This window comes from Pseudomonas vanderleydeniana (genome assembly GCF_014268755.2).
GTDB lineage: Bacteria > Pseudomonadota > Gammaproteobacteria > Pseudomonadales > Pseudomonadaceae > Aquipseudomonas > Aquipseudomonas vanderleydeniana.
On sequence record NZ_CP077093.1, the window covers coordinates 6,148,596 to 6,170,290 of the forward strand.

Sequence of the window (21,695 nt, forward strand, 5' to 3'; positions counted from 1 at the left end):
TCACGCCGCAATAAAAAAGGGCCTGCGCATGCAGGCCCTCTTTCTTCAGCGCTGACGGTCAGCCATTGGCGGCCAGGCGTACGCGCTCTTTCTCTTCGAACTCCTCTTCCAGAAGGGCATCCCCCAGGTCGCGACGCTCGCCCCTGACAAGGGTGGCGCGCTTGGCCGCCAGTTTGCCGAACAGGTGTTCCAGTGCATGCTCCAGCTTGCTGGAGGCCCCATCGATCGCCTGCTCCAGCGTATCGGCCTTATGGGTGACGGAAATCGGTTGGCGGCCTTTTGGCCGGGCTTCGATCTGGCAACGAATATCATGGGGGCCGGGCTTGTCGCCGTTCTCATCCCCAAGGTGGACCTCGACCCGGGTCAGGTCGTCTTCGTAGCGTTCGAGCGTGCTCTCAACGGTAGTACGGACCCACTCCTCCAGTCGTTTGCTGCTTTGAATATGGTTATCACTATTGACTTGGATTTGCATAGTTCTTCCCTTATTTCAGCTAGCTCGCAAGAGGTTCGCCGCACCGCTGGAGGCAGTGCAAAACGTAGCCTCTTGCCTACAGAGTTGGGCAGTTGGAAAAACAATTCAAGCCCTTTGAAAAGATAAATTTTTTCCGACAAAAAAAGCCGGACAAGCCCTGAAAGCACTGGTATGGTCGGAAATTGGGTCGGCCCTTCACATCAGAAATTTCTTGATACACGTCAACTGAAAACCCCCATCGCATCGATTTCCCGCACAGGGAGAACGCCTCGCCAGCGATACGGCACAAGGCTTGCTTCGCTCATTGCCCGTACGGCGACGCCAGCACGAGGCCAGTGCCGCCGGACGGCCGGTGGTCCGGAATAACGAACCAATCCGGTTTCCACGCAGTCAATGCCTGCATGTTCCGATCAGAGCGGTGAAAACCATGGACAATCCCTTCCAGTTGATCAACGACGCCTTCCAGCCCGAGTACCGGGTCAACCTGAGCCTGCAGGGCCTGGACGGCAGCATCCTGCTGACCCTGTCCAACGCCGGCGGCGTGGTCGCCAAGCGGATGATCAGCCCGGCGCAACGCAATGACCCGCAACGCCTCAAACGCCTGATCCAGAGCGTGCAATTCGGCATCGCCATCGAGCAGGGCCACAGCGCGCTGGACATCCTCACCGCCATGACCGACGACGACAACCTGAAGCTGCTGGCCCGCCCGCCCCAAGCTTCCCGGCCTGAACTGCGCTACGTAGCGATCTAGACCAGTTGCAGCCCATTGGGGCGTGCACCGGGGAAAACGACCTGCAATTGCGCAGCGGACAATCCCCAGGTCCGCCCCAGCAGCCCGCCCAACAGGTCGCGGTAGTTGTTGAGCACCGGGTAGTCGCGATTCTGCAGCAGGCTGGCCGCGTTCACCGCCACCTGCTCACCGGCGATCCGCCCACCGTGCACGCTGCCCCCGAGTACCCAGTACACCGTGCCATGCCCGTGGTCGGTGCCGCGGTTGCCGTTCTCGCGAAAGGTCCGACCGAACTCCGAGGCCACCACCACCGTGGTGTTTTTCCACTGGTCGCCCATCGCCTCGGCAAACGCCGCCAGGCCCTGCCCGAGGTTGGCCAGGTTGTTCGACAGCTGGCCATGGGCGCCGCCCTGGTTGACATGGGTGTCCCAGCCACCGACATCGACAAAGCCCAGGCGGTACTGATCACACAGCAAGGTGGCAATGCGCCGGGTTTCACCGGCGAAGTTGCCCGCCGTCGGCGCACCGCGCCCGGCCTTCTGCATCTCGTCCTGCAGCTCCCGGGAGACCTGCTGGCGCAACGCCAGGCCGTCGCTGACCGGCGCCGCGAGCGAAGTGCCCTTGTACATCGAGGCTAGAATGTTCGACTGCCGCTCATCGAACACCGGTTTCGATACCCCGCGCAGCGACAGGTTGGGGATATCCCGCCCTCCCTGGAAGCTCAACGGCAGCGCATCGGTGAAAGCAATCGGCGAGCTGCCGGAAACCGCACCGGCCAGGCGGGCGAGGAAGCCCGAGCCGTAGTGACCACGTTGCGCGCCGGGCTGACCGGCCTCGATATTGTCCTGGGTCTCGAAATGGCTGCGGGACAGGTCGTCGGTGCCGGCAAAGGGGATGAAAGCGATTTGCTTGCGCTGCCACAACGGATACAGCGAATCGCGCAGGGCCGGGTTCAACCCCCAGTGGGCATCCAGGGCAATGGCGCTGTCGGCGTTGTGCGTATCAGGCCGGGCAATCGCCAGGCTTGGCCGTGATTCGTAGTAGAAGTCGCTGCCATAGGGCACCAAGAGGTTGTTGCAGTCGTAGCCGCCACGCAGGAACACCATCAGGAAACGCGGCGCCGACACGGGTGCGGCGAACAGCCGTGTGGAAAACGACAGGCCCGGCAGGGTCACCGCAGTGGCTGCGCAGCCCAGCAGAAAATCTCGACGATTCATCATGGCACCCTAGCGATTGTTGAAGTCGGGTGAAGACAGCAGGAAGGTATTCCACTCCTGCGGCGACCGGGCCTGGTTCAGCGCTCCGAGGGTAGCCGCCGACAGGTGTGGCTCAATGGCGTCGTAGTACAGCGGCGTGGTGATCAGCGGGAAGCCGGCGCCGACAGTCTGGCTGCCCTCGGGCGTGAACAGGCGGTTGTTGCCCGCGCCAATCGCCCGGGCAATCTCGAAGCGCTTGGACATCTGCCCGGAGCTGGCCCAGCCGGCCGCCGCCAATGGCCAGCCATCCGGCGTCTGGCGCCCGAACAGCGGCTCGCCCAGCTGGTTCAGCCAGTTGAGCAACGGGCGCGGGTTGGCGATCGGCTTGCCATCGTAGGCCAGGCGCACGGCCGAGACCACGAACTGCATCGGGTCCTTGAACTTGCTGCCGTCGCTGTGCAGCAACTCCGGCGACTCGAACAGCGTGCCCATGACCTGGGCGATATCGCCATCGGTGCGCTGGAAAGTCGCGCTCATCCGGTCGACCAGCGCCTGTGGTGGCTGGTCGGCGACGAAATATTCGGCCAACTTGCGCGAGATGAACCGGGCGCAGGCTTTCTGCCGGGTGATCAGTTCCAGCGCGCGGCTGATCTCGTCGAACCCGCTGCCGGCGATCGGCTGGCCCAGCAGCACCTTGTCGCTGAAATCATGCCGATTGGGATTGAACTGGAACAGGCCGTCGCGGACCACCAGCGGCGCGACCCGCGGGCCGAACTTCTGTACCCGACCGTCCAGCGGCACCACCCCTGCACCGGTGAGGATCAGGGCCAGTTGCTGGACGTCCTGCTGGGTGTAGCCGGAGCCGACACCCAGGGTATGCAACTCCATCAGTTCACGGGCGTAGTTCTCGTTGACCTTGCCCCGGGCATTCTGCGCATTGTCCAGGTACTCCAGCATCGCCGGGCTCTTCAGGGTCGCCAGCACCAGGTCCTTGAACTTGCCCAGGGCATGCGGGCGGATCACCCGCTCCTCGTAGTCCGCGACCATCAGCCGGACCGCCCCCTTGCCGGCGAAAACGCTGAAATGGTTGAGCCAGAACCACACCAGTTGCTCCTTGAGCTGGTTGCTGCCGTAGACCGCCCGCAGCAGGACGATCTGCCGGGCCTGTTCGGCGGCCTCGTTGGCCTGGCGCTGGAGGGTCTTCTTCGCCTCGACCTGAGGATCCCCGCCGGGCATCGCCTTGACCTGCTCCTGGGCCTGCCGGAACGCCAGCAGGGTCGCCTGCAATGGGGTCGACAGCAGCGGATAGGCCTGCAACTGCGCAGCGATGGCCGGCGGCAGCGAGTCATGCAGGTGGTCACCCAGTTGCGCCTGCAACAGTCCGGCGCGGCCCATGGAGCGGAACCGGGCGACGTTCGCCGCATCCAGGTCGAAACCGTCGCGCCGCAGCCAGGCGGAGTCCGCCGGGCTCAGGGGCGCACTGGCCGCCATGGCTGCCACCGGGCAGAAAAGGGAGACAAGCAGCCAACAACACAGCGGTCGAAAAACAGCACGGGCAAGCGACATGCGCAGGACTTCCTTGCAGGGAAAATGTTGTCCACAACGGGGCCAGTGTCTACCCGGCGACCTGTACGGGTGCTGACAGACCTGCACGCATCGCGCGGTCTGGAGCACTGCGTCACGCTTCTTGCGCGAGCGCCCGACAAACGGCCACTGACAGCACACAAAGCGCCTTCAGGTTCAGCCAACGGACAGACACATACTGTTACAACCTATTCAACGGCCGAAAATGAAAATTCCGTCGTTCATTGCAGACATGCCATGCCAGGAAGAGTCCGAGGAGGTCTGATGTTTTTTCGTTATGCCGTATTGGCCATCGCTGTCGTCGCGGCATCGGGCTGTGTACAGGAACGGGTGGTCCGTGAACGCCCGGTGATCGTCGAACGCCCGGCGCCCGTGCGCTACGTCGAGGTGGTGGCGCCCCAGCCGCCACCGCAGGAAGTCATCGAAGTCGAGCCAGCCTACCGTCCGGGCTACATCTGGGCCCGCGGCTACTGGCATTGGGATGGTCGCCGCTATGTGGCGATGCACGGCCACTGGGAGCCGGTGCGCCCCGGCTACCGCTACGTGCACCCGCACTGGGAACAGCGCGGGGACGGCTGGCACCTGCGGGCCGGGATGTGGATCAACTGACCCACGTGCTGGAACGTGCCTGAGAGGCGGGCTCAGAGCTCGCCTTTTTCCACCTCGGGATGTTCCGCCGAGCCCTCGCCGACCTTGCGGTGCGGGTGCTCGATCTTCACCGACGGGAACTGCGACGAGGCATAGCGCACCACCAGGATCGCGAACGCCAGCAGCAGGATCGCCCCGGACACGTAGACCACGCCCATGTCCGGCGGGTTGTGGTGCGACACGTTGGAGATCAGCAGGCGGGTCAGCGCGGTGATCGCCACGTAGATCAGGAAGCGCACCGGCATGTGGTTGGTCTTGAAATAGATCCCGACCATCGCGCCCAATTCGAGGTAGATGAACAGCAAGAGGATGTCATCGATCTTGATGTGCCCCTCCTCGATCATCAGCAGGAACTCCATCACCGCCGCCCAGGCCGTGACCCCACCGATGGCGAACAGCGCCAGGTAATGGAAGGACTCGACGAACAGGTTGCCCAGGGACTCGGCCACCTGATGCACGTTTTGCCGCAGTTTCTCGGCCCAATTGATTTTCACGGTGCACGTCCTTAGATCGGCTCGATCGCATGATGCGGGTTGAAGGTGACTGTTTCACTGCATGCAACGCCATGCAGAAAAAAGGCCAGAGGCGGCCATGAGATGGTCGCAGCCGCCGCCGAGACACGCCCCCATCCCTGTGGGAGCCGGCTTGCTGGCGATTGCGTGGTGTCAGTCACCCTCGTCACCGACTGGCTCACCGCGCTCGCCGGCAAGCCGGCTCCCACAAGGTCAGTCCAGCCCCCTGACAAAACTCGAAACCGGTCTACATTAAAAAGCCACTATCCAAACCTTCAGGATTCGCTTATTCTTTAGCTGTATATAAATACAGTATTCACACAAGACAACCTATCGAGAAGGCATGTGAGGTGGTAAATGGCCGTCGAAGTGGTATACCGCAGCAGCCGAGATCTGGAGCGTTTGTTCATGGATAAAGCCGAAGCTGACCGTCATGACAAGATGCTCGAACTGGCCGAATTGCTGGCTGAAGTCCTGCAAAAAGCCGTGCCTTCGCTGAACGAGCAACAGGTGGAGGAAGTCGGCATCTACATGGCGAAGAACCGCGATGTCTTCGCCAAGGCCTTCAAGAGCCAGCCGGACGCCCTGTCCGAACTGCTCTCGGCCCCGGCGGACGCCGAGTAACGAAGTGCTTCAGCGATACAGCAGGCGTTCAGCCAGTTCGTCTGCTACCCGGGCCGGTGAACGTTTTTCCGCCTGGGCGTGGGCAAAGACTTCGGTCAGCCGCGCACCGATTCGTGACAGGTGCGCGGTGATGTCCGCCAGTTCCCCCCCCTGGTGCCGGAGTGCGACGTAGATCAGACCTCCGGAATTGATCACATAATCCGGCGCATAGAGAATCCCGCGTTTTTCCAACTGGTCGGCCACCCCGAGGTTGGTCAGTTGCGTGTTGGCCGAACCGGCGACGGCGGCACAGCGTAATTGCATCACGCTCTGGCTGGTCAGGACATTGCCCAGGCCACAGGGCGCGAAGATATCGCAGGGTGTGCTGATCAATGCCTCGGTGGCGATCGGGTGCGCGCCCAGCTGCTCCATTGCCAGTTGCACCTTGCCCTGGTCATTGTCACTGACCAGCAATTCCGCCCCCACCGCGTGCAACTGCTCGGCCAGGGCATAACCGACATTGCCCAGCCCCTGGACCGCCACGCGCAGGCCTTCGAGATTGTCGCTGCCCAGACGGGCCATGGCCGTGGCGCGGATACCGGCGAACACTCCCAGGGCCGCATACGGCGAGGGATCACCGGCACTGGTGGTACTGGTGACATGCCGGGTGTACTGGGCGATGCAGTCCATATCCGCGGTGGAGGTACCGCTGTCGATCGCGGTGATGTAGCGGCCATCGAGTTGCTCGATACAACGACCGAACGCCTCGAACAGCGCCGCACGGCTCTCGACATGGGCAGGCCGGACGATCACCGCCTTGCCACCGCCCACCGGCAGGCCGGCCAGGGCCGCCTTGTAGCTCATGCCCTGGGCCAGGCGAATGGCATCGGTCATGGCGGATTCGTCATCAGGATAAGCCAGGTAACGACAGCCACCCAGCGCCGGACCCAGGCGACGGTTGTGGATGGCGATCACCGCCTTCAACCCGGTTACCGGGTCGACGCTGAGGTGCAGCGATTCAAGGCGAGTGCTTTGCATGAGAGCAAACATCGAATAGCCCCCTGATCACTTCTTGTACACAGCGAGTATAGGCTTCGCCGCAAAGAATGCCGAAGTACTGGAGAATAAGCCGACCGGCATCGCAGGCTTTATGACATAACCCCCCCATGGGCTTCCAAGCCACTGGACGAAAAGCCGCCGCAGCGCTAAAACGGAATCTCTGCCGGAGATTTCGATGAACCCCCGCCAAGCCTTTTTTGCCTGCCTGGAGCGTGACCCGCCCGCAGTGTTCGAAGCGGCGTTGTGGATAGCCGCCGAACATGACCCCAAGGTGCAGCCCGAAAGCCTGCTGCGCGATTTCAAGGACCTGCAACAGCGGGTCAGCGCCGGGCTGCCGTTGCTGCCGGTCAGCGAGCTGGCGCAACCGCTGCTGCGGCGGATGAACGAACTGGGCTTCCAGCAGGACGAATTCACCCCGCTACGACCGCATGCGGCGCTGCTCGACAAGGTCCTGCAACGGCGCCGCGGGCAACCGCTGGTGCTGGCGATGATCGCCCTGGAGTTGGCCCGAGGTCTGGAGATTCCGCTGGTGGGGATCAACTTCCCCGGGCACTTCCTGCTGCGGGTACCGGGAGCCGACCATCTGCTCGACCCCTGTGGCGGTCGCCGTCTCTACCCCAATGATTGCCGTGAACTGCTGAGCCGCCAGTACGGCCCGGCGATGTCCCTGAGCGCCGAGCACATGCAGGTCGCGACACCCCGGGACATGCTCCAGCGCCTGTCGCGCAACCTGCGGCAACTGCACCTGGCCAACGACGACTTCCTCGCCGGCCTGCGCGATGCCGAACGGGTCCTGGAACTCGGCGAGGGCAACGCCAGCGACTACCTGGCCCGCGCCAGCCTGTACCAGAAACTGGACTGCCCGCGGGCCGAGCGCCATGACCTGGAACGCGCCTTGCTGCTCAGCGACGACCCGATCCAGCGCCTGCGCCTGACGGAGCGGCTGGGACGACTGCCGCCCGATACCGTCGTGCATTAATTGGTTGGAGGCTGCCTGAATCGCAGCTACCGCCATCATGCAGCCCAGGCACATGACTTCCAGCCCAGTCATCGGCATTTCATTTTTTTGCTTTATTGAAATGCCTCATCCTCATCGCTATGCTCATTTCAAATCTGAGAGTTTTTGAAATGAGCATGATCAAGGCTCCGCCAGCGGCCGTCGACAGCCCCTTCACCACCATCATAAAGAAACACCTGGAGATGGTTGAGGACTATCTCGAGCTAGCCCAGGCAGTCGATATCAAGGGACGCTATCAGCATTTCGACGAACTACGTTTTCGTTGGCCCAAGGGTGTGGACTCACAACTCGCCTGGGCCGTGGTCAAAGCCGAACGCCAGAAACAGCAAAGGAACGTGTTATCCCTGGATGACCCCGCACGCCCTTGCCCCCTGTTCTATACACCAGCGATGCATATCGCCATCTCCGCCTGTGACCAGAACACCACCACTGCCGCCCTGGAGTGGATGTGCTCGAGAATTGGTGAGGAAAAACACCTTCAGTACCTGCTCAATGACCTGATCGAGGACGAAGCGATCAGCAGCAGCCAACTGGAAGGTGCGGCTACCACGACGAAGGCGGCCAAGGAGCTGTTGAAGCGGCAACGGGGCCCAAGAACGCCTGATGAAAAAATGATCATCAGCAACTACAAGCTGATGAAACTGGCCTGGGAGTGCAGGAATCGTGAACTCTCACTGGAGCTGATTACAGAGCTGCACCAAACGGGAGTAGAAGGCATCGACGATGAGCACTACCACCCCGGTGCCCTGAGAAATGACGACAACATCGTCATCGAGGATGGCAGGGGCAACGTGGCGCACCAACCGCCTCCAGCGTACAACCTCGCAGCACGCCTTCGTCTGATCTGCGAATGGATCAACACCCATCATTCGGACATGAACGACCTCAACTACATCCACCCGCTGGTGAAAGCGATCATTCTTCACTTCGCGGTAGGCTTCGAGCACCCGTTCCATGATGGTAACGACCGTGTCGCCAGGTCGCTGTTCTACTGGTATCTGTTCAAAAGAGGATTTGGCGCTTTCCGCTATATCGCCATCAGCACCTTGCTCAAGGCTGCCCCCATCCAATATGGAAAGAGTTACCTGTATACCGAAACGGACGACATGGACCTGACCTACTTCGTCGACTATCAGTGCCGCGTCATCACTCGTGCCATCGGAGAATTCAGGAAGACCTACGAGGCCACGGTCGAATCGATGACCCGATTCAATACATTCCTGTACGAATCCGGTCTCTACTCGAAACTCTCGGAAAAACAGCGGGTGGTGTTCAATGTCGCAAAATCCGGCACGGCACAGCAATTCACCGTCACGGGTGTGAAAGACAACTTCGGTTGCGCCTACAACACCGCGGCAGCGGTACTGAACGGCCTGGTCGACCTGAATCTGTTCAGAAAGAGCAAGGTGGGTAACGAATGGATGTATGAAATGATCGATGCGACATCCATTCAGAAAAACTGGAAGGCATGAAGCGGGCCCCGATCAGGAACACCGGGGTCCGCAGGTAGCCCACCTCAGGCCGGAGTGTCCGGCTGGTTGGCCGGATGCGCCTGGACGAACGCCGGGTGCTGCTGCGCCAGCGCCGCGACCCGCCGGATGCGCGGATAGGCATCCAGCGCCACCTTGAAGCGTTCGGCCGCGTACAACTGCGGGATCAGGTAGACATCCGCCAGCCCCGGCTCGTGGCCGAAGCAGTAGCCGTTCTCACCGATCAACTGCTCGACAGCCGCCAGTCCCTGGGTGATCCAATGCCCGATCCACGCCTGCACCTGCGACTCGTCGTGCCCCCACTGACGCAGCAGGTTGAGCACGCTGACGTTGTGCAGCGGATGGATATCGCAGCCGATCAGTGCCGCCACCGCCCGCTCCTGGGCCCGGGTCGCCAGGTCGCGAGACAGCAGCGGGACCTGGGGATAACGCTCCTCGAGAAACTCGATGATCGCTGGTGACTGGGTCAGCAGGTGACCGGCGTCGGTACGCAGCGCCGGCACCCGGCCCTGCGGGTTGAGCGCCAGGTACGCCGGCTGGCGGTGTTCACCACCCCCCGGTGCGATCAGGTTGACCGGTTGTGCGTGGTAGTCCAGCCCCTTGAGCGCCAGGGCGATTCGCACCCGGTAGGACGAGGTCGAACGGTAATAGGTGTAAAGCTCCATGGCTCGCTCCTCTCAACGTGCCGGCAGGACCCGGCCACGGCACTCGCCAAAACCGATGGAGGCAAACCCTTCGCGGCGGCAGCGCGCGCGCAGGATGATTTCGTCGCCATCCTCCAGGAACCGACGTATTTCACCCGACGGCAATTCCACCGGTTTCTTGCCGCCCTCGGTGATCTCCAGCAGGCTGCCGAACTGACCGGCCTCGGGGCCGGACAAGGTGCCCGAACCGAACAGGTCGCCGGCCTGCAACTGGCAGCCGTTGACGCTGTGGTGCGCAACCATCTGCGCCACGGTCCAGTACATGTGGCGGGTGTTGCTCAGGGTCAGGCGTTGCGGCGGCAGTTGCTGCTCGCGCATGGCTTCAGTCTGCAGCAGCACTTCCAGTTCGATATCGAAGGCACCCGCCTCCTGGTCGTGCTGGTCGAGCAGATACGGCAACGGTTGCGGATCGCCTGCGGGACGCGCCGGCTGGGCCTTGCGAAACGGCTCCAGGGCCTCGGCGGTCACCACCCAGGGCGAAACGCTGGTGATAAAGCTTTTCGACAGGAACGGCCCGAGTGGCTGGTATTCCCAGGCCTGCACGTCACGTGCCGACCAGTCGTTGAGCAGGCAGTAGCCGGCAATGTGCTCGGCCGCATCGCCGATGGCGATCGAGTCGCCCATGGCGTTGCCCTGGCCGATCCAGATGCCCAGCTCCAGTTCGTAGTCCAGGCGGGCGCAAGGGCCGAACACCGGTTCGGTCTGCCCGGCCGGCAGGGTCTGGCCCTTGGGCCGCATCACGTCGGTGCCGGATGGACGCACGGTCGAGGCCCGGCCGTGGTAGCCAATCGGCACATGCTTGTAGTTGGGCAACAGCGGGTTGTCGGGGCGGAACAGCTTGCCGACGTTTTGTGCGTGCTCGATGCCGACGTAGAAATCGGTGTAGTCGCCGATCTTCGCCGGCAGGTGCATGACGCAGTCGGCGGCCAGCGGCAGCAACCTGGCGCCTTCGGCTTCGATGCGGCCACGCAGGCTGCTGTTCTCCCCGAACAGTTCCAGCAGGCGTTGACGCAGGGCCTGGCGCGCGCCGCGGCCCAGTTCGAAGAAGGCATTCAGTTGGCCGCCACGGGTGGCTTCGACCGCGCGCTTGGCCGCGCCGTCGAACAGGCCGGCGTCCAGCGCGGCCTGCAGGTCGAAGATGTGCTCGCCGATCGCCACGCCGCTGCGCGGGGCCGAGCCCTGCTGGCTGAAGATGCCCAGTGGCAGGTTCTGCAACGGGAAGTCGGGGTGCCCGTTGGCGGATGCGACCCAGCTGCGCGCAAGGTTGGGTTGAGTCATGGATTATCTCCGATCCGGGGTGAAGGTGTTGGGCAGGCTCGCCCAGCAGGCGTCGTAATTGTTCTGCAACTGCGGGCAGTCGAGGGCGAAGCGGCTCGGACGCAGCACCTGGCTGGTCTCGAACATGAAAGCCATGGTGTTGTCGATCTTGCTCGGCGCCAGTTCGGCGGCGATCGCCTTGCTGCAGGTCTCGCCATCCGGCCCGTGGGCACTCATGCAGCTGTGCAGGGAGGCGCCGCCCGGCAGGAAACCCTCGGCCTTGGCGTCGTAGGCGCCCTGGATCAACCCCATGAACTCGTTCATCAGGTTGCGGTGGAACCATGGCGGACGGAAGGTGTTCTCGGCCACCATCCAGCGCGGCGGGAAGATCACGAAGTCGAGGTTGGCCATGCCCGGTACGCTGGTCGGCGAGGTCAGCACGGTGAAGATCGACGGGTCCGGGTGGTCGAAGCTGACCGTGCCGATGGTGTTGAACCGGCGCAGGTCGTATTTGTACGGCACGTTGTTGCCGTGCCAGGCGACCACGTTGAGCGGCGAATGATCCAGCTCGCAGCCCCACAGCTCACCGAGGAATTTCTGCACCAGGGTGGTCGGCTGCCGACGGTCCTCGTAATGGGCCACCGGCGCGAGGAAGTCGCGCGGGTTGGCCAGGCCGTTGCTGCCAATGGGCCCCAGGTCCGGCAGGCGCAGCGGCGCACCATGGTTCTCGGCGACATAGCCCCGGGCCGTCGCGTCGAGCAGTTCGACACGAAATTTCAGGCCGCGCGGCAGCACGGCGATTTCCAGCGGTTCGAGTTCCAGCACACCCAGTTCGGTGGCGATGCGCAGGCGTCCCTGTTCAGGCACCAGCAGCAGTTCGCCGTCGGCGTTGAAGAACACCCGCTCCATCGAACGGTTGGCGCGATAGCTGTAGACGCTGATGCCGGCCGGTTTCTCCGACGCCGAGTTGGCAACCATGCCGACCAGGCCATCGATGAAGTCCGTGGGTTGCTGCGGAATCGGCAGGGGGTTCCAGCGCAGGCGGTTGGGAGTCACCTCGCCCAGGGGGCCACCGGCCAGTTGCCGCTCGAGCTTGGCGAACGCCGGGTGGTTGGCCGAGGGCTGGATGCGGTACAGCCAGGTGCGCCGGGCTTCGGAGCGGGACATGGTGAACGCGGTGCCGGACAGCAACTCGGTGTAGAGCCCGTAGGGTGCTCTTTGCGGCGAGTTCTGGCCGACCGGCAGCGCGCCGGGCAGCGCCTCGCTGCTGAATTCGTTACCGAAGCCGGACTGATAGGCCAGCGTCGTGGCGTCGAGGTTCATGGAGCCTCCTGGTGGAGTGGACCTGTGCCGGCCTCTCCGATCACGGACAGGCAACAAGGTCGGTTGTTTTTATAGAGTCGAAGTTATGAATTGCGTAATTCGATTATGCAAAACGTAATTTGATTGCCCGTGCTCGTCAAGCTATAAAGACGCCCATTCGTCTCGGGATCACATCGCCTCCATGGAAAAGCCGCGCAGCAGCGACAGCAACGCCAAACAGAAAGTCCGCTCGGCCGAGGTCGGCACCGACATCCTCAAGGCCCTGGCCGAGCTCTCGCCCAGCACGTCGCTGTCGCGCCTGGCCGAACATGTGCAGATGCCGGCGAGCAAGGTGCACCGCTACCTGCAGGCACTGATTGCCAGCGGTTTCGCCGAACAGAACGTCGCCACCAACCACTACGGCCTCGGACGCGAGGCATTGCGGGTCGGCCTCGCGGCGCTCAATGGCATGGATGTGCTGCAGGTGGCGGCGATGCCCCTGGCGGAACTGCGCGATGACCTGAATGAAAGCTGCTTCCTGGCGGTCTGGGGCAATCACGGCGCGACCGTGGTGCATATCGAACCGGCGGTGCGCGCGGTGACGGTGGTGACGCAATTGGGCTCGGTACTGCCGTTGCTCAGTTCCTCAACCGGCTTGGTGTTCAATGCCTTTCTGCCGGATCGCGAGACCGTCGACCTGCGTGAAGCCGAACTCAAGGCCGGTCACCCGCATCCACTGGCCGACGCCGCGACCTACGCCGCGACCTGCGAAAAGATCCGCCAGCGCGGGCTGCATTTCGTCCACGGGCTGCTGATGCCGGGGGTCGACGCGCTGTCGGCGCCAGTGTTCAACGCCCTGGGGCAAGTGGTGGCGGTGCTGACGGTGGTGGGCCCGACCTCGTTGTTCCACGCCGATGAAAACGCTCCGGCAGCCAAGCGCCTGCTGGCGGCGAGTGAAGCGATCAGTTGGCGGATGGGTTACCAGAAAGGCTGAGGACGCGGCACTCTCCACTGTGGGAGCCGGCCGGGCGGCGCTCCGCTTGAATCCACAGCCGAAAGCGACCATTCAGTGGAGTCGGCAGCGCCTGATGCACCACTATCGCCAGCAAGCGGAGCGCCGCCCGGCCGGCTCCCGCAAAAGCGGACAGTATTGTTCCTGTTAACCCATCAAGCCCAGGGCCTTGGCCTTGGCGACCGCCTGGGTCCGCCGCTCGACCCCGAGCTTGCTGTGGATCCGGCGGGCATGGGTTTTCACCGTATGCAACGAGATGAACAGCTGGTCGGCGATCTGCAGGTTGGAACTGCCCTGGGCGATCAGCCTGAGCACTTCCAGTTCGCGTTGGCTCAGTGGGTTGTCACCACTGGCGACCAATTCTTCCTCGACCCCCAGCGCCGACAACAGGCCCGGCTGGCGCAGACGCAATTCCCGCAGTGCCTGCTGCAGGTTGCAGCGGCCGACCAGCGCCAGTCCCTCCCCCAGATGTTCCTTGGCCAGGCCTGCCTGTCCCAGCAGAAAAGCCACCTCGGCCAATGCCAGGCGAATTTCCGTCTCGATGCCCTGCATGCCCCGCCGTTGTGCCTGCTCCAGTTGCTGCGTCAGGGACTCCACTGCGGCACAGGGCTTGCGCTGATAAACCTGGGCCAACACCAGCAGATACTCGAGCCGAGGAATCAGCTCCAGGGTGGCCGGCGGTGCCTGCACCGCATTCGGGCCGCGATAGTGGCGCAACACCCGGGTCAATGCCTCGTCCGCCAGTTCCGGGCGCCCCTGCTGCAACCAGAAATGGCTGCTGACCATCAGTAGTACTGCGCGGTACACCGTGTCCGGAATATGCCGCTGCTGCATCAGCCGCTCGGCATCGCGCAAGCGCACGAATGCCTGGGGATAGTTGCCGTGGTTGGCATCCAGCAACGCCAGCCCGAGGAAACCGTAGAGTCCGCGCTTGTCGTGACAGCGCAGGCATTCGTCCAGCCCGGTCTGGAAGTATTCGCCAGCCTGCTGGTCATGCCCCTGGCGCAAGGCCAGGCGTCCCTGGCGCAGGGCAACACGCCCGCGCAGAGGACCGGTGACGTAGTGTTTGGCCTGCAGCAATGCCTGGATGCCTTCCAGCAGCGCTTCGCTACGCTGCAAGGCGCCGCGCTGCTCGAGCAACTGCGCATGATCCAGCTCCAGCAACGCCTCGAACAACAATGAGCCTTGCGCCCGCGCCAGGCACAGCGCCTCCCGGCTCAAGGCATGGGCCTGTTCCAGCTCACCGTTGAGCAACGCCTGCTGGGTCAGGCCCGACAGGCAGAATAGCCGCGCCGGCCAGGCTGCTGGCGGCAGGTCCTGCAGCGCTTCGAGAAAATGCGCGCGAGCGGGCCCCGCGCGCCCCTGCAAATGCAGCAGCCAGCCCTGCTGGGCCTGCCAGCGTGCCACCAGCTGTCGCTGGGCCACGGCCGACGGTTGTGGGGTGAACCGGGCCATCTGCTCGATGCTGCGGGCGGCGTCGTCGAAACGCCCGGCAAACAGCAGCGCGGTAGTGATGAGCCCGAGCAGGTGCGGCGTACCGAACAGCAGTTCATCCGGACGCTGCTCGTGCAGGCGCAACAACAGCGGAACGTTCTGCCCCTCGAACAGGTAGTCGAAACTGAAGTTGTGCAGCAGGCTCGCCGCGACTTCCAGCTCCTCGGCCGCCAGGGCCTGCTCCACCGCCGCCTGCCAGTCGCCCCGGGCGCTGAACCACTGGCAGGCACGACGATGCCAGGAGCGCGCGGCCGGCCATGGTTCGTCACGCAGCAACAGGGTCAGCGGGGCGAAAATCCGCAGCCACTCGGTGGAGTCCTCCCAGGGCTCGACGAAGCAACCCAGCTCCTGCAGGGTACGCATCCACTGGGCCCCCTCGCCTGCACCGAACAGGTGCTCGCACAGGTCGGCGTTGAACCGCGGCAGGTGCGCCAGCACCCGCCAGGCTTCGCCCAACTCGGGCGCCAGGACATCGAACAGCTCGTGTTGCAGATAATCGAGCAGGGTCGCCGAGCGCCGCGAACCCGCCTCCGGGTCGTTGGCGATCCAGGCCGGTGCTTCCAGCAACGCGACCCGCACGCCGGCGCACCAACCACCGGTGTACTGGCTGATCCGCTCGATGCACTGGGGCGAAACCTCGATCGTCGGATGGCTCACCAGGCGCTCAATCTCACTGCGCTCGAAGGCCAGCTGCGCCGCTCCCACGTCCTGAAGCTCACCTTCGAGCAACAGTCGCGGCCAGTTGCAGTGCGGCCGTCGCCGACCACTCAGCCACCAGCTCAGCATCGGACTGCTGACGGCCAGCAGGCGGTCGAGCAGTTGATCCAGTGCCGGGTCGGGCAGCCGGCAGTAGTCGTCGAGAAAGACCCAGGTCGATGCGGTCCAGCGGGCCAGCCGGGCCAACAGGCTCGGCTCGTCCCACGAGCCCTCGAGGCCCAGCGCCTCGGCCAGGGCGGTGCAGAAGGCCTCGGTCGACAGGCTCGCCCCGGCCAGTGGCAGCCAGCACACGCCACAATCGGCAGGTGCCTGCAGCAGGCATTCGGCGAGCAAGGCGCTCTTGCCGCTGCCGGCTGGCGCGCAAAGCAGGCGGACCCGGGCCTGGGACTCGATCAGGGGAACACTCAGGCGGGGGCGCGACACATGGCGGGAGGACAGGCGAGGCAGGAACCCGGGACGATCCAGACGCGGGGTCATGGCGGTCATTGCGGCAGCCTTTCTTGGTTTTATCCGTTCACCCTAGTCCTGTTCGAGCCTTGGCATGAACAAGTATTCAGGAGGCTGATCGGGCCTCATAAAAAAGCTTCACCTCTCCTGCCTCTGGCGCTGAGGCGGTGAGCGTGGGAGCCAGCTTGCTGGTGATAGCGGCTTGTCAGTCGGTGAAGATACCGATCGTTCCCACGCTCTGCGTGGGAATGCCTCTTTGAACGCTCGGCGTCAGCTCTTGTGACGCACAGCGTCACGGGCGGCGTTCCCACGCAGAGCGTGGGAACGATCAAAAAAAGCTTCACTTCTCCTGCCTCTGGTGCCGAGGCGGTGAGTGTGGGAGCCGGCTTGCTGGCGATAGTGGCTTGTCAGTCGGTGACGATGTACCGATCGTTCCCACGCTCTGCGTGGGAATGCCTCCTTGGACGCTCGGCGTCAGCTCTTGTGACGCTCAGCGTCACGGGCGGCGTTCCCACGCAGAGCGTGGGAACGATCAAAGATTCACCTCTCCTGCCTCTGGCGCTGAGGCGGTGAGCGTGGGAGCCGGCTTGCTGGTGATAGCGGCTTGTCAGTCGGTGACGATGTACCGATCGTTCCCACGCTCTGCGTGGGAACGCCTCTTTGGACGCTCGGCGTCAGCTCTTGTGACGCGCAGCGTTACGGGCGGCGTTCCCACGCAGAGCGTGGCAACGATCAATGGGCTATCAGCGCACCCCGCTGGCCCGCAGCGCTGCCGGCGTGTAGTCCGCCGCCTTGCCGACGAAGCCGAACTGGAAGCTGTGCTTCTCCTCGTTCTTCATGCCCAGGGCGATGTAGCGGCCGGCGATCAGGTCATACAGGGTTTCGACGGTGTACGCCGGCACCTGGTGGTCGTAGTAGAACTGCGCATGCCCCTCGGCCACCCGCCACAGTTGGCCACGGCCGTCGTAGTGATCCACCAGCGCAACCTGCCAGCTGTCCTCGTCGATGTACATGTGGCGCTTGGCGTAGATGTGCCGTTCGCTCGGCTTGACCGTGCCCTCGATTTCCCAGACCCGGTGCAACTCGTAGCGGGTCAGGTCCTGGTTGATGTGACCGGCCTTGATCACGTCGGTGTACTTGAGGCTGGGCGAGTCCAGTTTGTAACTGTTGTAGGGAATGTACATCTCCTTCTTGCCGATCAGTTTCCAGTCGTAACGGTCCGGTGCACCGGAAAACATGTCGAAGTTGTCCGAGGTACGCAGGCCGTCGGCGGCAGTGCCCGGACCGTCGTAGGCCACTTGCGGGGCACGGCGCACACGACGCTGGCCGGCGTTGTAGACCCAGGCCAGGCGCGGTTCCTTCACCTGGTCGAGGGTTTCGTGCACCAGCAGCACGTTACCCGCCAGGCGCGCCGGTGCGGTGACTTCCTGCTTGAAGAAGGTCAGCACGTTGGCGCCCTTGTCCGGCGCCAGGTCCGGAATTTCCGAAGGCACCGCGGCCTCTTCCTCGAAGGTGATCGGGGTGAAGGAACCGTCGGTCTGCGGCGTCGCCTGGGTGATGGTGCGACGCAGGTTCCCGCCGTGGTAACGGGTGATGTGGTTCCACAGCACTTCCACACCGTTCTTCGGAATCGGGAAGGCGTAGTAGCGGTTGCCGGTGAAGTTCGCCAGGCCGTTGCCATCGTTGATCGCGGTGACGTTGAGGGCGCTGCGCTTGGCCGAATCGAGCACTGCCTGCGGCAGGGCGACGGTGCGATGGCTTGGATAGACCGGGATCTTGTAGGTCTGTGGATAACGCTTGAACATCGCCAGTTGGCCGTCGGAGAGCTTGGCCTTGTACTGGTCGGCATTGGCGGCGGTGATCACGAACAGCGGTTTTTCATTGGCGAACGGGTCGGCGAGAAAGCCCTTGCTGTCCACCGCCCCGGCATTTTTCGGAATGCCGCCGGTGTAGGGCGGAATCGAACCGTCGGCATTGCCGGCCTTTTCCGCACCGATCGCGGTCAGGGTGGTGCCGAGCTTGGCCGCCTCCTCCGGGGAAACCGCCGCCATCACGTTGGCCGCCAGCAGGCTGAGGGCCAGGGCGCCGCATTGCAGAATCATCTTGCGCATAAATTAATCCTTATTCAGCCTTGATCAGAAGTTCGCGCCGACGCTGAGCGCCAGGAAGTCGCGGTCAATCAGGGTGTTGTAGCGGCCGCCGAAAAAGTCGGTGTAGCTCAGGCTCGCGGTGTAGGTGTTGCGGTAGTCGGCATCCACGCCGATGCTGACCGCCTTCGCGCCTTCGTTGAACAGGCCGTTGGGGCCGTAGCCCTTGACGTCATGGGACCAGGACAGGTTCGGCTTGAGGTTGATCCCGGCGATCACGTTGCTGTAGTCGAGGATCGCCCGGGCGCGGTAGCCCCAGGAGGTGGCGGTGACGAAGCCGCCGGTGTCGCCCTGGAAGCCGTAGGCACCGTAGACCGAGTCACGCCCGTAGCGCAGCTTGTCCTTGGACTCCAGCCCGCCGACGTAGGTGATACCGGCCTCGCCCACCAGGGTCAGGCGATCGGCGCCCAGGACCTGGTCGAAGAACTGGGTGAGGGTGGTCTGCGCCTGGGAGATTTCCTTGCGACGGTAGCCGGTGTTGTCGGAGCCCGCCGTGGTGAGGATCGGCGAGGCGGCACCGCCGGCAATCGGATTGAGCAGCGCCAGGGTCAGGTCGTTGGTATTGAGCTGCACCGGGGCATTGGGGCGGTAGCTGATCTCGCCACTCCAGGCGGTCCCGGTGGGCAAGGTGGTGGAGAAGCTGGCGCCGTACAGACGAATATCTTCCGGGTATTCCAGGTAGTACTGGCCACGCCCCAGCATGATGCTCTGGGCCAGACCGGTACGGAAGGCTGCCGGTGCCAGCGGCAGGATACTGGCGAGAGAGTTGATGGTGCCCTGGCCCGCCGTGGTGGTGCCGACCGTCGGGGTCCGGCTGTGGTAGTTGATGAAGTAGAGCCCATACTCGGTATCGTTACCCAGCCAGCGCAGTGCCACGCCGAACTGGCCGCCGTCGCGGGCCTCGCGATCCTTGCTGCGTTGCACCACCACCCCTTCGGACGTGACCTCGAAGCCCTGGCCAAAGGCAGCGGCCAATGGTTGCAGCGGCGCAATGGCCGGGTTGGCGACCGTATAGTTGTTATTGCAACCATGGGCCACCACGTCGTTGGCGAAGAAGGTGCCGCAGTTGTCGACGACGGTGTTCTGCCAATTCAACTGGTAGAAACCTTCGACGGTCAGCGAATCGGTCAGGCTCTGGGAAGCGAAGAACATGTTGACCGGAATCAGGCCTTCCTTGATCTCGGCGCCGGGCCGGCGGAACGCCGAAACGTCGATCGGGTTGATACTGTTGATCGAGTTGCCGATGAAGGTGCTCTCGCCCCAGCTGACCACCTGCTTGCCCAGGCGCACGGTGCCCGGCAGGTCGGCGATCGAATAGTTGTGGTAGACGAAGGCATCGAGCAGCTCGATGCCCGAGGAGCGGGCGCCTTCGTCGCGATGATGGTCGCTGAGGTCCTTGAACTCGCGATCACCGTCCGCCAGTTCGAAGTCGTACCAGTACTTGCCGCGGACGAACATCCCGGTGTCGCCGTACTTGAGCTCCAGGTCGTGGATGCCCTTGAAGATCTTCGAGAAGGTCTCGCCCTTCTTGAAGTTCAGCCGTCCGTCATCACCGGTGGAGGCCTGGCCGGTGCCGCCATTGGGGGTCCCGACCAGCGACTTGTCGGCATCACGCATGCCCCAGCTCGCACCGACCGACAGGGACGAGTCGAACTTGCCCTCGATTTCCCCGATATTGAACGAAACCGCGTTGGCCTGGGCGCTCGCCCCCAGAGCCACGGCAACCGCCAGCGCCTGTGGCGTGAAGATGGCGCGCATTGTTGTTTTTGTCATGCGTCTTCCCCGGTGAGTGACAGAAGGCTTCACCCTACCCAGCGCCAGCGGGAGCGATAAGCGCACCAAGGAGGTATTTTCGTTGTACCTCCAAAGGATGAATGGCCGCACCGGCGCGCGCTTGCAGGGGACCATCGAAGGGCTGGATGACACTTCATAGGGAGGATGGATGGAGCGCCGCCGAACACCGTGCGACTTCGACGCAGTCATCCGCGACTGTTACGCCCGATGCAACAGTGATTGTCACGAAGCGCACTGTTTCAGGGCGCGGCAATTCCTTATTCTGGCCTGGCTTTCAGGGGGAATCGCTCGGAGGGTCAAAGCTTCGGGAGCGTTTCGGGCATCGAGTCAGCGACTCTGCACTGAAGGCGGTCACGGCCATTGCGGCCGTCCCGGTTTCGATTGTCGGCTTGCGAGTCGATCATCACCCGCTTCACTGACGTTGATTTATAGCTCCTTGATCGAACGTCTTCCCTTGGCCGCTGTGTCTACAGCGGCCTTTTTTATGCTCGATGCCTAACCACAGGCGGCGCCGGTCAGCTGTACTTCTGCAGGTTCGCCATCATTTGCTGCAACGATTCGGGCGTGTCCTTCGGGTGCACGGCATTGTCGAAGTCGCAGATCTTCTGCCAACTGGCTGCCACCTCATCCACGCTGAAGCCGTTGTGCGGATCGAAGCCAACGCCCAGGCTGCGTTCCCAGCGGGTCTTGCCGATCCAGCCGCCACCGACCTCGAACAGGCCGGCGGTTTCGTCGCACTGCTCACTGCCCAGGAACACCACCAGCGGGCTGATCAGCTCCGGCTTGAGCAGCTCGAACACTTGCGGTGGAATCAGGCCCTCGGTCATGCGGGTGCCGCCGGTGGGTGCGATGGCGTTGACCAGAATGTTGTTCTTGCGTCCCTCGATCGCCAGGGTCCGGGTCAGGCCGTAGAGCCCGAGCTTGGCCATGCCGTAGTTGGACTGGCCGAAGTTGCCGTAGATACCCGAGGTCGAGGCGGTGAAGATCACCCGGCCATAGTTCTGCTCGCGCATGTGCGGCCAGGCGGCATGGGTGACCTTGTAGGCACCCTCGACATGCACCCGGTACACCAGGTCCCAGTCGGCGTCCTCCATCTTGAGGAACGTCTTGTCGCGCAGGATGCCGGCGTTGTTCACCACCACATCGACCCGGCCGAAGGCATCCAGGGCGTTCTGCACGATCTTGTCGCCATCGGTCACCGAGTCGTGGTTGGCCACCGCGGTGCCGCCAGCCTCGCGGATTTCCGCCACTACCCGGTCCGCTGCCGAGGCGCTGGCGCCCTCGCCGTGGGTCGAGCCCCCCAGATCGTTGACCACCACACGCGCACCCTGGCGAGCGAACAGCAACGCGTGGGCCCGCCCCAGGCCACCACCGGCACCGGTGACGATCACCACTTTATCTTCGAAGCGCACAGACTCACTCATGACAGCTCTCCAGCCAGGGGCAATGGGATATAGAGCCTGAGTGTCGGATACGCGGCATCCGGTCACAATAAATACGGCTGGGGGT

General features: G+C 63.4%; 18 protein-coding genes. 6 read left to right on the plus strand and 12 right to left on the minus strand.

Translation table 11 applies throughout. The features are described from left to right. Positions 1-58 precede the first annotated feature (58 nt). Entirely contained in the window at positions 59-472 is a 414-nt protein-coding gene (locus tag HU752_RS27620; protein WP_186678371.1) for an HPF/RaiA family ribosome-associated protein, read from the minus strand. Positions 473-899: 427 nt separating this feature from the next. On the opposite strand from HU752_RS27620, the gene HU752_RS27625 reads away from it, so the two are divergent. Continuing rightward, complete coding sequence (locus HU752_RS27625) at positions 900-1,223, plus strand: DUF3509 domain-containing protein (RefSeq protein WP_186678374.1); 324 nt, start codon at positions 900-902, stop codon at positions 1,221-1,223. Here HU752_RS27625 and HU752_RS27630 read toward each other — a convergent pair. Both HU752_RS27630 and HU752_RS27635 read right to left on the minus strand, forming a co-directional pair. After that, positions 1,220-2,419: a DUF1501 domain-containing protein gene (locus HU752_RS27630; RefSeq protein ID WP_186678377.1), complete on the minus strand. Its 1,200-nt coding sequence runs from the start codon at positions 2,417-2,419 to the stop codon at positions 1,220-1,222. The genes HU752_RS27625 and HU752_RS27630 overlap by 4 nt on opposite strands. A 9-nt stretch (positions 2,420-2,428) precedes the next feature. After that, the gene (locus HU752_RS27635; protein WP_225920078.1) at positions 2,429-3,889 is read right to left on the minus strand and encodes a DUF1800 domain-containing protein; all 1,461 of its coding nucleotides are present in this window, start codon (positions 3,887-3,889) and stop codon (positions 2,429-2,431) included. Positions 3,890-4,246: 357 nt separating this feature from the next. On the opposite strand from HU752_RS27635, the gene HU752_RS27640 reads away from it, so the two are divergent. Continuing rightward, positions 4,247-4,591 (plus strand): YXWGXW repeat-containing protein, encoded by a 345-nt coding sequence (locus HU752_RS27640; RefSeq protein WP_186678383.1) that lies wholly within the window; start codon positions 4,247-4,249, stop codon positions 4,589-4,591. A 32-nt stretch (positions 4,592-4,623) separates the two neighbouring features. On the opposite strand, the gene HU752_RS27645 is transcribed toward HU752_RS27640, so the two are convergent. Then, positions 4,624-5,124: a phosphate-starvation-inducible protein PsiE gene (locus HU752_RS27645; protein ID WP_186678386.1), complete on the minus strand. Its 501-nt coding sequence runs from the start codon at positions 5,122-5,124 to the stop codon at positions 4,624-4,626. Between the two features lie 375 nt (positions 5,125-5,499). On the opposite strand from HU752_RS27645, the gene HU752_RS27650 reads away from it, so the two are divergent. Further along, complete coding sequence (locus HU752_RS27650; protein ID WP_054060364.1) at positions 5,500-5,766, plus strand: YebG family protein; 267 nt, start codon at positions 5,500-5,502, stop codon at positions 5,764-5,766. A 9-nt stretch (positions 5,767-5,775) separates the two neighbouring features. Here HU752_RS27650 and HU752_RS27655 read toward each other — a convergent pair whose 3' ends face one another. Continuing rightward, the gene (locus tag HU752_RS27655) at positions 5,776-6,795 is read right to left on the minus strand and encodes a Leu/Phe/Val dehydrogenase (protein ID WP_186678388.1); all 1,020 of its coding nucleotides are present in this window, start codon (positions 6,793-6,795) and stop codon (positions 5,776-5,778) included. Between the two features lie 184 nt (positions 6,796-6,979). On the opposite strand from HU752_RS27655, the gene HU752_RS27660 reads away from it, so the two are divergent. Together HU752_RS27660 and HU752_RS27665 are read left to right on the plus strand one after the other, a co-directional pair. Further along, a complete protein-coding gene (locus tag HU752_RS27660) occupies positions 6,980-7,783 on the plus strand; it encodes a SirB1 family protein (protein ID WP_186678390.1) in 804 nt (267 codons plus the stop codon). A 155-nt stretch (positions 7,784-7,938) separates the two neighbouring features. Next, the gene (locus HU752_RS27665; protein ID WP_186678814.1) at positions 7,939-9,294 is read left to right on the plus strand and encodes a Fic family protein; all 1,356 of its coding nucleotides are present in this window, start codon (positions 7,939-7,941) and stop codon (positions 9,292-9,294) included. Between the two features lie 44 nt (positions 9,295-9,338). Here HU752_RS27665 and maiA read toward each other — a convergent pair whose 3' ends face one another. The 3 genes from maiA to hmgA are packed head-to-tail and all read right to left on the minus strand — an operon-like array spanning position 9,339 to position 12,596. Further along, on the minus strand, positions 9,339-9,977 hold the full coding sequence (gene maiA / locus HU752_RS27670; RefSeq protein WP_186678393.1) for a maleylacetoacetate isomerase: 639 nt from the start codon (positions 9,975-9,977) through the stop codon (positions 9,339-9,341). Positions 9,978-9,989: 12 nt separating this feature from the next. Next, positions 9,990-11,294 (minus strand): fumarylacetoacetase, encoded by a 1,305-nt coding sequence (gene fahA / locus HU752_RS27675; RefSeq protein ID WP_186678396.1) that lies wholly within the window; start codon positions 11,292-11,294, stop codon positions 9,990-9,992. Between the two features lie 3 nt (positions 11,295-11,297). Next, entirely contained in the window at positions 11,298-12,596 is a 1,299-nt protein-coding gene (hmgA, locus tag HU752_RS27680; RefSeq protein ID WP_186678399.1) for a homogentisate 1,2-dioxygenase, read from the minus strand. Between the two features lie 181 nt (positions 12,597-12,777). Here hmgA and HU752_RS27685 point away from each other — a divergent pair, with 181 nt between their 5' ends. Then, positions 12,778-13,569 carry an IclR family transcriptional regulator gene (locus HU752_RS27685; protein ID WP_186678402.1) on the plus strand — a complete coding sequence of 264 codons (792 nt, stop codon included), beginning with the start codon at positions 12,778-12,780 and terminating at the stop codon, positions 13,567-13,569. Positions 13,570-13,734: 165 nt separating this feature from the next. Here the strand turns inward: HU752_RS27685 and HU752_RS27690 are convergent, their stop codons facing one another. The 4 genes from HU752_RS27690 to HU752_RS27705 all read right to left on the minus strand — a co-directional run bounded on the left by HU752_RS27690 (position 13,735) and on the right by HU752_RS27705 (position 21,610). After that, a complete protein-coding gene (locus HU752_RS27690; protein WP_186678404.1) occupies positions 13,735-16,284 on the minus strand; it encodes a LuxR C-terminal-related transcriptional regulator in 2,550 nt (849 codons plus the stop codon). A gap of 704 nt (positions 16,285-16,988) precedes the next feature. Then, positions 16,989-18,356: a DUF1329 domain-containing protein gene (locus HU752_RS27695; RefSeq protein WP_017904253.1), complete on the minus strand. Its 1,368-nt coding sequence runs from the start codon at positions 18,354-18,356 to the stop codon at positions 16,989-16,991. Between the two features lie 24 nt (positions 18,357-18,380). Further along, on the minus strand, positions 18,381-20,165 hold the full coding sequence (locus HU752_RS27700) for a DUF1302 domain-containing protein (protein WP_186678406.1): 1,785 nt from the start codon (positions 20,163-20,165) through the stop codon (positions 18,381-18,383). Between the two features lie 536 nt (positions 20,166-20,701). Continuing rightward, positions 20,702-21,610, minus strand: coding sequence for an SDR family oxidoreductase (locus HU752_RS27705; RefSeq protein WP_186678408.1), 909 nt, complete (start codon positions 21,608-21,610; stop codon positions 20,702-20,704). Positions 21,611-21,695 lie beyond the last annotated feature (85 nt).

Coding starts and splice junctions, on each gene's coding strand:
- HU752_RS27620 (WP_186678371.1), bottom strand. CDS start 472: ATGCAAATCCAAGTCAATAGTGATAACCATATTCAAAGCAGCAAACGA.
- HU752_RS27625 (WP_186678374.1), top strand. CDS start 900: ATGGACAATCCCTTCCAGTTGATCAACGACGCCTTCCAGCCCGAGTAC.
- HU752_RS27630 (WP_186678377.1), bottom strand. CDS start 2,419: ATGAATCGTCGAGATTTTCTGCTGGGCTGCGCAGCCACTGCGGTGACC.
- HU752_RS27635 (WP_225920078.1), bottom strand. CDS start 3,889: ATGGCGGCCAGTGCGCCCCTGAGCCCGGCGGACTCCGCCTGGCTGCGG.
- HU752_RS27640 (WP_186678383.1), top strand. CDS start 4,247: ATGTTTTTTCGTTATGCCGTATTGGCCATCGCTGTCGTCGCGGCATCG.
- HU752_RS27650 (WP_054060364.1), top strand. CDS start 5,500: ATGGCCGTCGAAGTGGTATACCGCAGCAGCCGAGATCTGGAGCGTTTG.
- HU752_RS27655 (WP_186678388.1), bottom strand. CDS start 6,795: ATGTTTGCTCTCATGCAAAGCACTCGCCTTGAATCGCTGCACCTCAGC.
- HU752_RS27660 (WP_186678390.1), top strand. CDS start 6,980: ATGAACCCCCGCCAAGCCTTTTTTGCCTGCCTGGAGCGTGACCCGCCC.
- HU752_RS27665 (WP_186678814.1), top strand. CDS start 7,939: ATGATCAAGGCTCCGCCAGCGGCCGTCGACAGCCCCTTCACCACCATC.
- maiA (WP_186678393.1), bottom strand. CDS start 9,977: ATGGAGCTTTACACCTATTACCGTTCGACCTCGTCCTACCGGGTGCGA.
- fahA (WP_186678396.1), bottom strand. CDS start 11,294: ATGACTCAACCCAACCTTGCGCGCAGCTGGGTCGCATCCGCCAACGGG.
- hmgA (WP_186678399.1), bottom strand. CDS start 12,596: ATGAACCTCGACGCCACGACGCTGGCCTATCAGTCCGGCTTCGGTAAC.
- HU752_RS27685 (WP_186678402.1), top strand. CDS start 12,778: ATGGAAAAGCCGCGCAGCAGCGACAGCAACGCCAAACAGAAAGTCCGC.
- HU752_RS27690 (WP_186678404.1), bottom strand. CDS start 16,284: ATGACCGCCATGACCCCGCGTCTGGATCGTCCCGGGTTCCTGCCTCGC.
- HU752_RS27695 (WP_017904253.1), bottom strand. CDS start 18,356: ATGCGCAAGATGATTCTGCAATGCGGCGCCCTGGCCCTCAGCCTGCTG.
- HU752_RS27700 (WP_186678406.1), bottom strand. CDS start 20,165: ATGACAAAAACAACAATGCGCGCCATCTTCACGCCACAGGCGCTGGCG.
- HU752_RS27705 (WP_186678408.1), bottom strand. CDS start 21,610: ATGAGTGAGTCTGTGCGCTTCGAAGATAAAGTGGTGATCGTCACCGGT.